Origin of the sequence: Dietzia sp. DQ11-71 (assembly GCF_014144995.1) — a bacterium.
Lineage (GTDB): Bacteria > Actinomycetota > Actinomycetes > Mycobacteriales > Mycobacteriaceae > Dietzia > Dietzia kunjamensis.
Genome location: NZ_JAALDT010000277.1, coordinates 1 through 14400 on the forward strand (window position 1 = coordinate 1; position 14400 = coordinate 14400).

A 14400-nucleotide genomic window follows, 5' to 3' on the forward strand; every position below is an offset into this window, starting at 1 on the left:
CCCGCCTGGTGCGGGTCCTGCGCGCGCAGGGACTCGGCGTCGACCCGGATGCGCCCGGCTCCGGCGCCGCCGGCGGGGTCGGCTTCATCGCCCGTGAGCTGCTCGGCGCCTCCCTCGACCCGGGGTTCGAGGTGCTCGGCACCCTCACCGGTCTCGAGGACGTCCTGTCCGCCGCCGACCTGGTGATCACGGGCGAGGGCCGACTCGACGACCAGACCATGCACGGCAAGACCCCGATGGGAGTGGCGGCCCTGTGCCGGTCCCACGCCGTCCCGGTGGTCGCGGTGTGTGGCCGCCTGGATCTGGGGGCCGACCGGGTCGCCGAGGCCGGGTTCGCGGCGGCGGCCGCACTCACCGAACGGGAACCCGACCTGGCCCGTTCCATCGCCAACGCGGGCCCGCTGCTCGAGGAGGTCGCCGCCGAGGTCGTCTCCCGCATCCTGCCCTGAGGCGGCGTTGTCACCAGCGGTGCGGTCAGCCGATACGCCGGCGCAGTTCGTCCACTCCCCCGCCGGACAGCTCGTCGAGGAACACCGGCCGGCCCGCCATGGCCATCACCAGCGCCAGCGTCGGCCCCTCCACCTCCGGACCTGCGCCGGCCTCGAACGGCCCGTCGGTCGCCCGTAGGCGCAGTCCCTTCACGAGCCTCGCACTGTTCACCGCGAAGTCCTGCGACGCATAGAACCGCGCGACCCCGGTCAGGGGATCGACGGGGTAGGCGCGGGTCAGGCCGAGGGGCCGGCGGATGTCCTCCGCGTGCACGATCGTCTCGCCGAGCCACGCCGCGGGGTCCCCGAAGGGTGACACGCGGAGCGACGACGAGTCGACGAAGTTCTCCAGCGTCCCGCCGGGGCTGTCGCGGAGCTGCTCCCGCATCCTGCGCCGGTTGTGCCGGTCGGTGTCGAACCCCGCACCCACGATGCTGCGGACCCACCGGACCCGGCCCGTCCGGGCGACCGCCGTCAGATGGGCGAGGACCTCCTCCACGCTCCACCGGGTGCACAGCGACCCGGTGCGCCACTCCGCGTCGCGCAATGCCCCCAGCTCGTCGGCCAGGGCCGCGCGTTCCACGTGGATCGCCGCCCACAGTCGGTCCCGGTCGGCACGGGTGCGGCCCATGAGAACTCCTCCGTCGCGGTTGGGGTGGTCTCATCGAACCACGCGGCCCCGCCCGGCGGTGTGGTCCATGATGGAACCGTCCCCGCCCCCGACTGGAGGTCGACATGCGCAGATGGCTCCTCGGCGCGCCCCTGGCCGCCCTGGCCGCGGTCGCGGCCACGGACCTGCGGCAGACCAGGTTCCCGATCCTGCGGACGTTCCCCGTCCTCGGACACGCCCGCATGGCGCTGACCGCCATCGGACCCGAGCTGCGGCAGTACATCGTCGCCAGCAACGACGAGGAACGGCCGTTCACCCGGGATCAGCGCGACTGGATCTACGAGTCCGCCGAGTCCCGGGGGACCACGTTCGGGTTCGGTACGGACAACGATATCGAGTTCCTCGAGGGCTACCCGATCATCAAACAGCGCACCTTCAGTGACGTCACCCTGTCCGCGCTCCCCCATTCCGGACAGCAGCTCCCGCTCCCGCCCGCCAAGGTGCTCGGCGCCGCCCGCGGCCGGGCCCGCGCGTTCCGGCCGGACTCTTTGGTCAACATCTCGGCGATGAGCTACGGCTCGCTCTCCGCGCCCGCGGTCGAGGCCCTGGGCCGGGGTGCCGCCCTCTCGGGAGCCCTCCACAACACGGGTGAGGGCGGCCTGAGCCCCTACCACCAGAACGGCGCGGACCTCATCTTCCAGATCGGCACCGCCTACTTCGGGGTCCGCGACGACCGCGGCCGGTTCGACATCGACAAGCTGGTCGCGCTCACCGAGAAGCACCCGATCCGGGCGATCGAGATCAAGCTCTCCCAGGGCGCCAAACCCGGCCTGGGCGGACTCCTCCCCGCGGCCAAGATCAGCGAGGAGATCGCCGCGATCCGCGGGATCCCGATGGGCGAGGACTGCGCGAGCCCCTCCCGGCACACCGCGTTCAGCGACGTCGACTCGATGCTCGACCTCGTCGAGGACATCGCCGACCGCACCGGCCTGCCCGTCGGCATCAAGTCGGCCATCGGCGACATGACCTTCTGGGAGGAACTCGCCACCGCGATGGTCCCGCGCGACCGCGGCGTCGACTTCATCACGATCGACGGCGGGGAGGGCGGCACCGGCGCCGGTCCGCTCGTGTTCACCGACGCGGTGTCCCTGCCCTTCCGCCTCGGCTTCCCGCGCGTGTACTCGGTCTTCGCCGAGGCGGGACTCACCGATGACGTCGTGTTCATCGGCGCCGGCAAGCTCGGCATCCCGGAGAACGCCGTGGTCGCGCTCGCACTGGGCGTGGACATGATCAACGTCGCGCGGGAGGCCATGCTGTCGGTGGGGTGCATCCAGGCGCAGAAGTGCCACACCGGCGGCTGCCCCACCGGTGTCGCCACCCAGAACCCGTGGCTGGTGCGCGGGGTGGAGCCCACCGCGATGGCCGAACGCTGCTCCAACTACATCCGGTCGCTACGACGCGAGCTCGTCAAGGTCGCCGGCGCCGTCGGCGTCCCCCACCCCGGCCTGATCGGGCCCACCGACGTCGAACTCGCCCGCGGCACCCGGGACTCGCACACGCTCGCCGAGATCTACGGCTACGGGGACGGCTGGGGGCTGCCCGGACCGGACGACGCGCGGGCCGTCACCGAGATCATGGTCGCCGCCGGCGTCGCCGAGCACACCGCGGCGATCACCCCGCCGGGCGTCGAACCGGACTAGTCGCCCCCGGCGGCCCCCGCGCGCAGCAGGCCCAGCTCGCGGTTGAGGTTGGCGTGGGCCTGCTTCTCCCACATGTCGCGACCCGCGCGGGTGAGGAACACGGACCTGCGCTCGAGCAGTCCCTCGAGCGCGGCGATCCGCCCGGCGACGAACCTCTCGCCCGGGACGTGGGCGAACTCGTGCCGCACGTCCGCGGCGTAGGTATCGTAGGTCTCCGGGTCGGCACCCAGCACGGCCAGATCGGCGTCCGAGAGGACGGCCCCGTCGAGGTCTCCGGGCTCGATCCGGTGCCCGCCCATGAGGCGGACGAGGCGCGCGACCTCCTCGACGGGCGCGGCCGGGTCGAGCAGTTCCTCGGCCAGCGCCGCCGACTTCTCGTTGTTCTCCGCGCCCGCGGGGTCGAACACCGCGGCGTGCAGCCACGCGGCCAGCCGGACCGCCGTGGCGTCGAAGGTCTCCCCGTCCGCCTCGAGCGCGTCCACGGCCCGGAGCACGGCCCGCAGGTGCGTCTCGTTGTGGTACCGCCGCTGTGGCTCGTTCCAGCGTCTCAGCAGGTCAGCCCGCAGCTCGGGGGTGAGGAACCCGACGGGGGCGTCGAGCGGGTCAGCGGAGGCCGTGCGATCCGTGTCCATGGTCGGACTCTACCGCCGAAACCCCGCTGATCCGCGCCGGATCGGGTTACTCCTCCAGCTCCGAGCCCAGCCTCGGCGGGAACTCCTCGAGTGCGGCGAGCTCGGCGGTGTCGAACGTTCGGGCCCTGGACAGGAACCGCTTGCCGGTGGGGTTCTCGAGGCTGAACCCCGAGCCCCGTCCCGGGATCGCGTCCAGCACCAACTGCGTGTGTTTCCACGTCTCGAACTGGGAGCCCGAGATCCACACGCGGACCCCGGGTGCCAGGTCCAGCTCCCCCACCAACACGTCGCGCTGCCCCACGCGGAACTCGCCGTCGGGGTAGCACATGGGCGCCGAGCCGTCGCAGCACCCGCCGGACTGGTGGAACATCACCGGGCCGTGCCGGTCGACGAGCTCGCGGATGAGCTCGACGGCCGGCTCGGTCGCCACGAGGCGCGGCGGTAGGTCGGCGGGCGCGCCCTCCGGGGGGAGCGCCCGCGCGGCGATGCGCACGCTCCCGCCCGAGGGCAACCCGCACACGTCGTCCATCAGAAGAAGCCCTGGGGCTTGCCCGAGTAGCCCACGAGCAGGCACTTGGTCTGCTGGTAGTGGTCGAGCATCATCCGGTGGTTCTCGCGCCCGATGCCGGACTGCTTGTAGCCGCCGAACGCCGCGTGGGCCGGGTACTGGTGATAGGTGTTGGTCCACACCCGGCCGGCCTGGATGGTGCGGCCGGCCCGGTAGGCGGTGGTGCCGTTGCGCGACCACACGCCGGCGCCGAGACCGTAGAGGGTGTCGTTGGCGGTCATCATGGCGTCGTCGAAATCGGTGAACGAGCCCAACGCGAGGACCGGCCCGAAGATCTCCTCCTGGAACAGGCGCATCTTGTTGTGGCCCTTGAAAACGGTCGGCTGGACGTAGAAGCCACCGGCTAGATCGCCGTCGAGCTCGGCGCGACCACCACCAGTGAGGAGCTCGGCGCCCTCCTGCTTGCCGACGTCCATGTAGGACAGGATCTTCTCGAGCTGGTCGGTCGAGGCCTGGGCGCCCATCATCGTCTCGGTGTCGAGCGGGTTGCCCTGCTTAATCTTCTTGACGCGCTCGATCGCGAGGTCGGTGAAGTCGTCGAGGATCGACTCCTGCACGAGCGCGCGCGACGGGGCGGTGCATATCTCGCCCTGGTTGAGGCCGAACATGGCGAAGCCCTCGAGCGCGGCCTGACGGAAGTCGTCATCGGCGTCCATGACGTCCTCGAAGAAGATGTTGGGGCTCTTGCCGCCGAGTTCGAGGGTCACCGGGATGAGGTTCTCGGACGCGTACTGCATGATCAACCGGCCCGTGGTGGTCTCGCCGGTGAAGGCCACCTTGCGGATGCGCGGGTTGGACGCGAGCGGCTTGCCCGCCTCGGTGCCGAAGCCGTTGACCACGTTGATCACGCCCGGCGGCAGCAGGTCGCCGATGAGCGACATCAGGAACAGGATCGATGCCGGGGTCTGCTCGGCCGGCTTGAGCACCACGCAGTTGCCGGCGGCCAGGGCCGGGGCCAGCTTCCAGACCGCCATGAGGATCGGGAAGTTCCACGGGATGATCTGGCCGACCACGCCGAGCGGCTCCTGGAAGTGATAGGCGACGGTGTCCCCGTTGATCTCGGAGATGCCGCCCTCCTGGGCGCGGATCGCGCCGGCGAAGTAGCGGAAGTGGTCGATCGCCAGCGGGATGTCGGCCGCCAGGCACTCGCGGATCGCCTTGCCGTTGTCCCACGATTCGGCCAGGGCGATGGCCTCGAGGTTCTCCTCCATGCGATCGGCGATCCGGAGCAGGACCAGCGACCGCTCCGTGGCGGAGCTCGCGCCCCACGCCGGGGCGGCGGCCCACGCGGCGTCCAGGGCCGCCTCGATGTCCTCGGAGGTGCCGCGGCCGACCTCGCAGAAGACCTGACCGGTGATCGGGGTGACGTTCTCGAAGTACTCGCCCTTGACGGGTGCCACCCACTCGCCGCCGATGTAGTGCTCGTAGCGGCTCTCGTAGGACATCACCGAACCATCGGCGCCGGGCTGTGCGAAAACGGGCATCGTGCCCCTCCTTCTCCTCCGCGCGACCCCCGTGGTCGTCGCTGTGATGTAGGACACTATCCGCGGCGGGGTTGCAGCAACGTTGCACGGCGGACGATTCCGTCCGACTCCGTGCGGGCACTGCCCGACCGGACAGGCCCCCACCCGTTCGACCTGCCGGAATCCACCGCATCCCCTCGCCGCGGACGTCCCGACCGCCCTACCGTCAGCCCCCATGGAGACCACCGCGAGACCCGGGGCGACCCGAGAGATTTCCGCGATCCGGGGCGGACCGGGCCGACGCTTCGGGGCGTTCACCGTCGTGGCCGACGCCCATCGGGTACGGATCGGGCACGACCTCAGCCACGACGAGGTGAGCGAGGCGGTGATCCCGGCCATGTCCCGCGACCTGCTCGACACCGGGGTCCTCCACACCGTGGACGAGTTCCACCGAGCCGTGACCGCGCTCGTGACCTCCCGGGACGGGAGCTGGCAGGAGTGCTGGTCCGACTACTACCGGTCCTCGATCGCAGCACTGACAAACGGCCACTGTCCGTTCTCCCCGGTCCACGACCGGGCGGTGGCGGAGTTGGTCGGCGACTCGGCGCTGGAGATCGGGTGTTGCTTCGGGTTCCTGTCCCTGCGGCTCTCACGGGAGGGGGCCGGGACCATCGCGGCAGATCTGGACCCCACCGTCCTCAGGCTGCTCCGGACCTGCGCACCGGCCGGTGACATCCTGCCGACCCCCGTCTGTCTCGACGCGCGGACGACCCCCTTGGCGACGGACACCGCGGACACCGTCTACCTCGTCCACGTCCTCGAGCACCTCGACGAGGACGCCGGCTGGGACGTGGTCCGCGAAGCCCTCCGTCTGGCGCGACGCCGCCTGGTGATCGCCGTCCCCTTCGAGGCGGTGGCGGTGGCACAGTACGGGCATGTCCGGACCTTCGACATCCCCACACTGACGAGCCTGGCCGCCCGGATCGCGACGGTCGGACACGGCCGGTCGGCCGGTATCCGGACGAAGGTCGACGAACACCACGGGGGATGGCTCGTGGTGGACACGTGAGCCCTCCCGCCACCCGCTCTTCTCCAGCCCCGCTCGCCTCATACCCCCGCCCGTCGCCGGTCAGAGCAACCCCTGCCGACTGGCCACGTACACCGCCTCGGCACGCCGGGAGACCTTGAGTTTGCGCAGGATGTTGCTGATGTGGAACTTGGCGGTGGTGGCCGAGATGAACAGGGCCTGACCGATCTCCTTGTTCGACATCCCCTCCGCCAGCAGCGTCAGGACCTCGATCTCCCGGGCCGACAGGGCCTCGGACGCCGAGCCCCCGCCCTTGAGAGCGTCGAGCACCATCGACGCGGTCCGGGTGTCGAAGGCGCTCTGCCCCGCCGACACCGACCGGACGGCGGTCACCAGCTCGGTGACATCCACGTTCTTGACCACGTACCCACGTGCTCCGGCCCGGACCGCACGCACGACTATCGCCTTGTCGAGGAAGGTGGTGAGCACCAGCGGGGCGACGTCGGGGAACAGGTCCCGGACCGCTGCACAGACCCGCAGCCCGTCGAGTTCCGAGCCGCTCCCTAGTTTGAGGTCGATCACCGCGACGTCCGGGCGGGTCGAGGTGATGACCTCCAGCGCCGAGTCCGCGGTCGACGCCTCCCCGACCACCTCGATATCGGGTTCCCGCTGCAGCATCAGCCGCAGCCCTTCGCGGAGGACCGCGTGATCGTCCACCAGGACGGTGCGGATCGTCGCCGGTGGGGTCATGGGGCCGGCCGCCGACGGGGTCATCGGACCGGCCGCCGGTCCGCACCGTCGACGCGGGGCGCCACCACCGTGATCGCCACCCCGCCCAGCTCGGACTCCGCGATGCTCATCACGCCCCCCACCAGTTCCGCCCTCTCCCTCATGTTGACCAGCCCGTGGCGCTCGTCGGGGGACCCGGTCCGGGCGGCCTCGAGCAGGTAGCGCAGGTCCTCCGGCCGGCCCTCGCCGTCGTCCTCCACGGTCAGGCCCACGGCCTCGTCACTGAAGTCCAGGGTCACCACCACGCCGTCCCCCCGCGAGTGTCTCGCGGCGTTCGCGAGCGCCTCACCGGCGATCCGGAGCAACTCGTGCTCGATCTCGTGGGTCGTGGGGAACTCGCTGCCGAGGACCCTGACCTCGTTGGACATGCTCGACGGGACGTGGAGACGACAGAGATCCTCGATCAGCCGACTCAGGCTCCCGTCACCGTCGTCGATCGTGCGGAGGGCGTAGATCACGGACCGCAACTGTTCGACGGCCTGGTCGGTCAGGTGCACCGCCTTCTCGAGCAGCGGCCGCTGCTGCTCGGCCCGTCCCACCGCGTCGAGGCCGAGTTGGAGATGCATCCCCGCGCCGAGGACGAGCTGGGACACGCTGTCGTGGAGTTCCCGGGCCATCCGCGACCGTTCCACGTCGAGGATCCGCTGGCGATGCGCGGCGTCGAGCTCCCGTTGGGCGATCTCGAGTTCGGAGTTCCGCCGGGACAGCTCCACCACGTGCCCCCGGGCCTCCTCGTACGCCTCCTCCGCCTGGGCGAGCAGCGTCTCCTTGTCCCGGAACAGGACGGAGTTGTGCAGGGCCACGGCCGCCTGCGCGGCGAGGATCCGCAGGACCACGGTGTCGATGTCATCGGCCGGTCTCCCGGGGTGGCGCCACGACGCCAGCCCGCCGATCACCCCGCCGTGCAGGACCAGCGGCACGGTCACCGCGTCGGGGCCGCCGGCCTCGGCCACCTCGGCGGAGCGGCCGCCCCGGAGCACCGCGAGCAGGACGTTGACCACGCCCTTGGGCAGACCGTCCGGCACCGGCGCGAGATCCCGCCCCTCGAACGCCACGAAGCGCCCCTCGGGGTCCACGAGGACGTGCCGTGGTTCGACGGACGGGAGCTGACCGTCCCGGAGGGCCACCAGCGCCCACTGGGCGTCGAGCTGGTCGTACGCGACCCTGAGGACGGACAGCATCAACTCCTCGGGCCCCTCGGCGGTCCGCACCAGCGCCCCGGAGACGCGATCGAGTGCGTGCATGGACCGTCGCAACCGCGATTCGGCCGCACGGTACTGGTCGAAGAAACTCCTCTTGACCGACCGCAGGCCGAGGAGGGAGTTCAGGTCCGTGGGCCCCTCGGTCATGACGCCTCCCGATAGAGTCGTTCGACGTCCTCGAGGGTGACGGGACGCGGATTCGTGGCCATGCAGAGATCGTCGAGCGCGTGCGCGGCCAACGTGGGGATGTCCTCGCCCCGGACTCCCAGGAGCGAGAGTCCCGACGGGATCCCGACCGACGCGGAGAGGTCCCGGAAGCGGTCCGCGACCCGGTCCGTCACCTGACCGCCCCGGGAACCGACGGTGACGCCGGCCGCGCGCGCCAGGTCGGCCATGCGGTCCGGAGGCATCACCACCCCGTTGTGTCGGACGACATGGGACAGCAGGACCCCGTTGATCTGGCCGTGGGACGAGTCGTACCGCCCGCCCACCGGGTGGCTCATCGCGTGGACCGCCCCCAGCACGGCGTTGCTGAACGCCATCCCCGCCTCGAGCGACGCCAGCGCCATGTCCTCCAGCTGCACGTGACTGAGCCGCTCGCCGGCCGCGAGCCTGTCGAGCGACCGCGCGCACAGCTCCACGGACCGCAGGGCGTGGGAGTCCGTCAGCGGGCCCGCCGCGCGCGAGAAGTACGCCTCCACCCCGTGCGAGAGCACGTCGATCGCGGTCGCCGCCCCCACGTCCTCGGGGACGGTCGCATGGGCACTCGGGTCGATGACCGTCACGTCCGGCACCAGCGACCGACTCACGATGGTCACCTTGGTCCGGCGGTCCGAGTCGTTGACCACGCAGAACTGCGAGACGTCGGCTCCACTGCCCGCCGTCGTCGGCACGGCCACCACCGGGGGCAGCGGCAGCCGGACACGGTCGACCCCCTCGTACTCGAGGACGTGCCCGCCGTTGGAGACGACGAGCGCGACCCCCTTGGCGGCGTCGATCACCGAGCCGCCGCCCACCGCCACGATCACGTCGCACCCCGAGGAGTGATAGGTCTGCGCGCCCTCGAGGATCTGGGACGCGCGCGGGTTGGGGCGGACGTCGGACCACACGACCGGCTCGGCACCCTGTGCCCTCAGCCCCTCGACGACCGTGCCCGGCCACGGGGTGAGTTCGAGCCACGGATCGGTGACGACGAGGGGGCGACGTGCGCCCAGCCCCATGGCGGCGGTCGCGGCCTCGGGCAGGGCTCCGAAGCCGAAGAGGATCTCCGGCGCGTGGAACTTCGCCACCCGGCCTTCCGACGACATGACCTCACGATAGGCCCGGGGCATCTCAGGCGAGCGAGCTTCCCAGCAGACCTGCCCGTTCGGACAGTTCCGCGGGGTCACGCGCGGTCACCACCCCGTCCAGGTATCGCGCATACGCGCTCAGTCCGCACGTGGGCCGGTTCCAGTACCTCCGGGCCTCCGGGGTGATCCACGCCATCCGGTGGGCCCGCCTGCTGATGCGGCCCACCAGGTCCTCCCGCGGATCGAGCCCGTTGCTCCGCCCGTCACCCACGATGAGGACCGAGGTCCGGGCGTCGATCAGGTCGCCGTGGCGGTCGAGCAGCTCGGCGAACATCCGGCCGTAGTCGCTGCTCGCCTCGAGATCCAGTCCGGGTGCGGACAGGACGGTCGCCAGCGCGTTCTCGCCGGACGACGACAGGAGGTGGTCCGTCACGTCGACGGGTCGGTCGACAAAGGCGACGACCGAACACCGGTTGACCTTCTGGTGCAGGCTCTGGGCCAGCCGCAGGACGAAGCCGGTGACGGGCCGGACCGAGAGCGACACGTCGACCAGGATCAGCAGCTTGAGCGGACCGGGGACGCGGGTCCGGTTCATGATGGTGAACGCCTCGCCGTCCGTCCCCCACGCCCGACGCAACGTGGAGCGAGAATCGAGCAGTCCGCGGGCGAACGGTCGCGATCGTCGGCGGGGGGCGCCACGGATGCGGCGCATCACCTCGTGGGACGCGCGTTCGAGGTCGGCGCTGTCGGTCACCTCCCGGCCACCGCGGACCTCGTCGTCGTCGACACGTCCGTCGGTGGCGTCCTCCGGGAGGCTCTTCAGGAACGCGACCGCCGCGTCGACGAACATCCCCGCCTGCTCGCCTCTCAGATCCCCGCCGTCGTCACCGTGCGCCGCATACACCTGACGGGCGTCGTAGCCGTCGAGGGTCCGCAGGACGTCGAGCGCGTCCGCCCATTCCAACGACTCCTCACCGGACACCGAGATCGCGGAGGACCCCATCTCGCCGACATGGTCCGATGACGCGCGGTCCACCTCGATCTCGTAGGTGACCGAGGACTGCCACCGCTCCGCCCCCTCCTGGACCGCGAACTCCTCCTCCCCGGTCGCGGTCGAGAAGTCTGAGTCGTCGTAGTGCATGTCCTCGTTCCGCCGGCTCGTCTCGTCTCCCTCGACCAGATCCCCGATCTCGGCCGGGTCCAGGTCCGACGGGGTGGAGGGCGAGGACTCGTCCGTGTCCAGCTCCAGTTCGTCGGGCAGTCCGCCCACCTGCGGGGCGCCGCCGTGGGCCCCTCCGGCGTCCTCGGTACGGGTGGTCAGCACGCCCAGGAAGAAGCGGTCGAACACCGCGTCGAATCCCCGGTTCTCCCGCTGGTACTTGACCGTCACCGCACGGAGCGCCGCCCGCAGGGCCTCGGGCCGGGACGTCCCGACCATCGCGAGGACTGTTCGCAGCTCCACCACCTCGGCCGGGGAGACCGCCACCTCGCGCTCCCTGAGGAGTCGGCCGAACGCCACGGAGGCGATGTCAAGGACATCCGAGGGCGAGAGGCGGGACGCCGTCCCGGTCGTCATCGCCGTCCGGTCCCGCGCCCGGCCCCGCTGCGGGCCCGACCGGCCCCGAACGCGGCGGAGGTCGACGCCCCGGTCGCATCGGCGGCCGCCCTCATGTCCCGCCCGTTCCCTGCCGGCTCCTCTCCGGGGGCGCCCCCACCGCCGAGCACGCCGCGGGCGACATCGTCGTCGGACCGGTACTTCAGAAGGGCGGCGGACAGGACCCAGCCGAGCTCCGGACCGTCTCCTCCCCACACCGACGCGGCGCGGGCCGCGTCCACCACCTCGGAGATCGACGGAGGCTTGCGCAGCGGCATCTCGCGCAGTCGCCGCGCCTTCTCCACCACATCGGCCGCCACGGTCTCCGGAACCTCCGGTGCGCGGGATCGGACGATCTCCGTCTCCCGTGCGGCGTCCGGGAAGTCCACGTGGAAGTGCAGGCACCGGCGCTTGAGGGCACTCGACAGCTCCCGGGTGTCGTTCGAGGTGAGGATCACCCAGGGGGTGGTGCGTGCGCGGTAGGTGCCGAGCTCCGGGATCGTCACCTGTTTCTCCGCGAGCACCTCGAGCAGCATCGCCTCGAGCGACTCCTCCGTCCGGTCGATCTCGTCGATGAGCAGGACCACCGGGTCCTCGGACATGATCGCCTCGAGCAGCGGCCGAGTGACCAGGAAGTCCTCACCGTGGATCCCCACCTCCATCTCCGCCAGCGCGGCAGAGGCGGCGGCGAGATCCTCGTGCACCTGCAGTTCCACCGTGATCCGATCCCGGAGCATCTGGACGTGGAGCAACTGCTTGGCGTAGTCCCACTCGTACAGTGCCCGGGCGTCGTCGAGTCCCTCGTAGCACTGCAGCCGGACCAGCCGCCGACCGAACGCGGAGGCGAGCGACTTGGCCAGCTCGGTCTTGCCCACACCGGCCGGCCCCTCCAGCAGCAGCGGCCTGTCGAGGACCGTCGCCAGGTGCACGACCGTCGCGAGTTCCCGGTCGATGATGTAGCCCGTCCCGCGGAGCGCCTCCTGCAGGACCTCCACGTCGATCACCGCGTCCGCGGGACCCACCTCGTCGGGGCGATCGTCGATGACGTCCATGGTCGGGCCCTTCCCGTGTTCTGGATGGTGGTGTCCCCCCGGGGGGCGCGCGGGACGGATCCGCTCGCCCGCCCCCGGGGAGGACCTGGTGGGGTTAGTGCGACCTGCCGGTGCGAGACGGTCAGTACGAACCGGTCATCGCGTGTTCGACCATCGGGATCAGTGACTCGACCGTGGACTCACGCGGGTTACCCGGGGTGCACGCGTCCCCCATCATGTGTTCGGCGATCCTGCGGATGTTCTCCGCCGAGGTATCGATCCTGTCGCCCTTGCCCTTGTACTTGCCCGTGTCCATCTGGTTCTTCTCGTACAGCCCGGGCGTGATCTGACTGAAGTTGTCGGGGATACCGACGTCCTTGGACAACCGGATGGCGGCCTCCACCGCGGCGTCGGCGGCCTGGACGGTCGTCATGTTGCGGGTGTCCACGCCCATCTGCGGCGCGAGTTCGGCGTAGCGCTGGTAGCGGGACGGCAGGTTGTACTCCCACACCCGGGGCAGGGCGATCGCGTTGTTCAGACCGTGGTGCGTGTCGTAGTAGGCGCTGATCGCGTGGGACATCGAGTGGATCATGCCCAGGCCGCCCGAGTTGAACGCCTGCGTCGCGATGTACTGCGCGTTCATCATCCCGGTCCGCGCCTCGAGGTTGCGGGGGTCGTACACGGCCGTCGTGAGGTTGTCCGCCACGAGTTTGGTCGCGTACAACGCATTGCCCAGCGACGGGGCGAAGTCGAGCCGCGAGACGTACGGCTCCGAACAGTGCGCGAGGACGTCGAAGCCGCAGTAGGCGGTGAAGTGCTGGGGGCAGGAGTAGTAGAGGAGCGGGTCGTCCATCGCCAGCGAGACCAGGCTGGCGTCGTCGAACGCGACCCACTTGTGCGGGTGGTCCATGTCCGAGGTGTCGGTGATCACGTAGGCCCACGAGGTCTCCGCACCGGTCCCCGCAGTGGTGGACACCGCGATGTGCGGCGGGTTCTCGAAGTTGGTGGACTTGGAGAAGCCCTGGAACTCGTTGATGTCGCGGCCGTCGTGGGCGATCACCACGCGTGCGCCCTTGGCGGCGTCGTGGCTGGAGCCACCGCCCACCGAGATGATGCCGTCGCACTTCTCCGAGTTGTAGAGGGCCGCGGCGTCCATGACGTTGTAGTCCTTCGGGTTGGACTCGACCTTGTCGAAGACCACGACGTCGAGCCCCTGATACTCGATCTTGCCCTTGAGCTCCTCGATGATCCCCGACCCGCGTAGTCCGGTGGTCATGATGAGAACCCGGGTCATCCCCAGCTTCTTGGCCTCCACGCCGAGGATGTCGTGTGCTCCGACACCCAGCAGAGCCTTGGGGAGAGGGTGGAACTCCTTGATCGGCATGTCCCAGATCTGATTCAGTTCGATCGCCATCGTGCGCCTCCTGCTCGAGCGACCCCCACCTTCGGCGGGGCGGTGAATGTGACACCGATCACTCTTGCCCGGCGGCCGCCCTGTCCGGAACAGCTACTGCGGTGTTCTGTCCACCCGGCACACACGGACAACCCGGATGGCACCGCCGCACCTACCCGAACGGACGGGCCCGGGCCGATTCGTCCCCGACATTCAGGCCACCGTCGCCGTCGCGATCCCCGCGCCCCTCACGCCCCGAAGCGCTGATCGAGGACGCGACACCGCGCCTCGGCCGCCGCGACGGTGGAGGCGTCCGCGTACCGGGACCGGGCCAGGCTCCGCCACGCGGCGAGGTCCTCCCGCCCGGCGCCGGCGACCCAGGCCCTGAGGACGGGGAGCCGATCAGCGGACAGGACCGCGGCCCGCACCATCGAGTGGAGCTCGAGCCGCAGGTCGGCCACCCCGGGAGCGTCCGAGGCCGGCAGGATAGGTCCCGGATAGGAGGCCACCGCCTTCATCACGTCCCCGGAATCGAGTGCGTCCGTGACCTCTCGGACGTCGGTGACCAGAGCGCCCGGGGCCAGGCGGTAGGGCCTCGAGGCCACCACATCCGG

13 protein-coding genes and 1 pseudogene are annotated in these 14400 nt (G+C 70.7%); 3 read left to right on the forward strand and 11 right to left on the reverse strand.

Annotated elements, in window-relative coordinates:
* The coding region (locus tag G6023_RS10250; protein ID WP_182635360.1) for a glycerate kinase at positions 1–449 on the forward strand (449 nt) is incomplete at its 5' end.
* A gap of 25 nt (positions 450–474) precedes the next feature.
* On the opposite strand, the gene G6023_RS10255 is transcribed toward G6023_RS10250, so the two are convergent.
* Positions 475–1119, reverse strand: coding sequence for a maleylpyruvate isomerase family mycothiol-dependent enzyme (locus G6023_RS10255; RefSeq protein WP_182635362.1), 645 nt, complete (start codon positions 1117–1119; stop codon positions 475–477).
* Between the two features lie 104 nt (positions 1120–1223).
* Between G6023_RS10255 and G6023_RS10260 the strand changes: the two genes are divergently transcribed.
* Positions 1224–2798, forward strand: a complete 1575-nt coding sequence (locus tag G6023_RS10260; protein WP_182635364.1) for an FMN-binding glutamate synthase family protein — start codon at positions 1224–1226, stop codon at positions 2796–2798.
* Here the strand turns inward: G6023_RS10260 and G6023_RS10265 are convergent.
* Genes G6023_RS10265 through exaC form a run of 3 tightly spaced genes read right to left on the reverse strand, consistent with a single transcriptional unit; the run spans position 2795 to position 5482 of the window.
* On the reverse strand, positions 2795–3430 hold the full coding sequence (locus G6023_RS10265; RefSeq protein ID WP_096906265.1) for an HD domain-containing protein: 636 nt from the start codon (positions 3428–3430) through the stop codon (positions 2795–2797). The two genes, G6023_RS10260 and G6023_RS10265, sit on opposite strands and share 4 nt — an antisense overlap.
* Before the next feature lie 46 nt (positions 3431–3476).
* Complete coding sequence (locus G6023_RS10270; protein ID WP_187700112.1) at positions 3477–3959, reverse strand: DUF779 domain-containing protein; 483 nt, start codon at positions 3957–3959, stop codon at positions 3477–3479.
* Complete coding sequence (gene exaC, locus G6023_RS10275; RefSeq protein WP_182635366.1) at positions 3959–5482, reverse strand: acetaldehyde dehydrogenase ExaC; 1524 nt, start codon at positions 5480–5482, stop codon at positions 3959–3961. The genes G6023_RS10270 and exaC overlap by 1 nt, the downstream gene beginning before the upstream one ends.
* Before the next feature lie 214 nt (positions 5483–5696).
* Between exaC and mftM the strand changes: the two genes are divergently transcribed.
* Positions 5697–6530 (forward strand): mycofactocin oligosaccharide methyltransferase MftM, encoded by an 834-nt coding sequence (gene mftM / locus G6023_RS10280; RefSeq protein ID WP_182635368.1) that lies wholly within the window; start codon positions 5697–5699, stop codon positions 6528–6530.
* Between the two features lie 60 nt (positions 6531–6590).
* Here mftM and G6023_RS10285 read toward each other — a convergent pair whose 3' ends face one another.
* The 7 genes and pseudogenes from G6023_RS10285 to G6023_RS10315 form a co-directional block, all read right to left on the reverse strand.
* Entirely contained in the window at positions 6591–7238 is a 648-nt protein-coding gene (locus G6023_RS10285; RefSeq protein ID WP_067715131.1) for a MadR family response regulator transcription factor, read from the reverse strand.
* 20 nt (positions 7239–7258) lie between these two features.
* A complete protein-coding gene (locus G6023_RS10290) occupies positions 7259–8626 on the reverse strand; it encodes a GAF domain-containing sensor histidine kinase (RefSeq protein WP_182635369.1) in 1368 nt (455 codons plus the stop codon).
* Positions 8623–9786 carry an iron-containing alcohol dehydrogenase gene (locus G6023_RS10295; protein ID WP_241727798.1) on the reverse strand — a complete coding sequence of 388 codons (1164 nt, stop codon included), beginning with the start codon at positions 9784–9786 and terminating at the stop codon, positions 8623–8625. The genes G6023_RS10290 and G6023_RS10295 overlap by 4 nt, the downstream gene beginning before the upstream one ends.
* Positions 9787–9811: 25 nt before the next feature.
* Entirely contained in the window at positions 9812–11344 is a 1533-nt protein-coding gene (locus G6023_RS10300) for a VWA domain-containing protein (protein ID WP_182635371.1), read from the reverse strand.
* Positions 11341–12414, reverse strand: coding sequence for a MadB family AAA-type ATPase (locus G6023_RS10305; RefSeq protein WP_067714965.1), 1074 nt, complete (start codon positions 12412–12414; stop codon positions 11341–11343). Before G6023_RS10305 ends, G6023_RS10300 begins: the two co-directional genes overlap by 4 nt.
* 121 nt (positions 12415–12535) lie before the next feature.
* Positions 12536–13807, reverse strand: coding sequence for an NDMA-dependent methanol dehydrogenase (mdo, locus tag G6023_RS10310; RefSeq protein ID WP_067714967.1), 1272 nt, complete (start codon positions 13805–13807; stop codon positions 12536–12538).
* Between the two features lie 227 nt (positions 13808–14034).
* Positions 14035–14400: pseudogene (locus G6023_RS10315) on the reverse strand (GAF domain-containing protein); the annotation flags it as partial.

Coding starts and splice junctions, on each gene's coding strand:
- G6023_RS10305 (WP_067714965.1), bottom strand. CDS start 12,414: ATGGACGTCATCGACGATCGCCCCGACGAGGTGGGTCCCGCGGACGCG.
- G6023_RS10300 (WP_182635371.1), bottom strand. CDS start 11,344: ATGACGACCGGGACGGCGTCCCGCCTCTCGCCCTCGGATGTCCTTGAC.
- G6023_RS10290 (WP_182635369.1), bottom strand. CDS start 8,626: ATGACCGAGGGGCCCACGGACCTGAACTCCCTCCTCGGCCTGCGGTCG.
- G6023_RS10285 (WP_067715131.1), bottom strand. CDS start 7,238: ATGACCCCACCGGCGACGATCCGCACCGTCCTGGTGGACGATCACGCG.
- G6023_RS10265 (WP_096906265.1), bottom strand. CDS start 3,430: ATGGACACGGATCGCACGGCCTCCGCTGACCCGCTCGACGCCCCCGTC.
- mftM (WP_182635368.1), top strand. CDS start 5,697: ATGGAGACCACCGCGAGACCCGGGGCGACCCGAGAGATTTCCGCGATC.
- G6023_RS10255 (WP_182635362.1), bottom strand. CDS start 1,119: ATGGGCCGCACCCGTGCCGACCGGGACCGACTGTGGGCGGCGATCCAC.
- G6023_RS10260 (WP_182635364.1), top strand. CDS start 1,224: ATGCGCAGATGGCTCCTCGGCGCGCCCCTGGCCGCCCTGGCCGCGGTC.
- exaC (WP_182635366.1), bottom strand. CDS start 5,482: ATGCCCGTTTTCGCACAGCCCGGCGCCGATGGTTCGGTGATGTCCTAC.
- G6023_RS10295 (WP_241727798.1), bottom strand. CDS start 9,786: ATGTCGTCGGAAGGCCGGGTGGCGAAGTTCCACGCGCCGGAGATCCTC.
- G6023_RS10270 (WP_187700112.1), bottom strand. CDS start 3,959: ATGGACGACGTGTGCGGGTTGCCCTCGGGCGGGAGCGTGCGCATCGCC.
- mdo (WP_067714967.1), bottom strand. CDS start 13,807: ATGGCGATCGAACTGAATCAGATCTGGGACATGCCGATCAAGGAGTTC.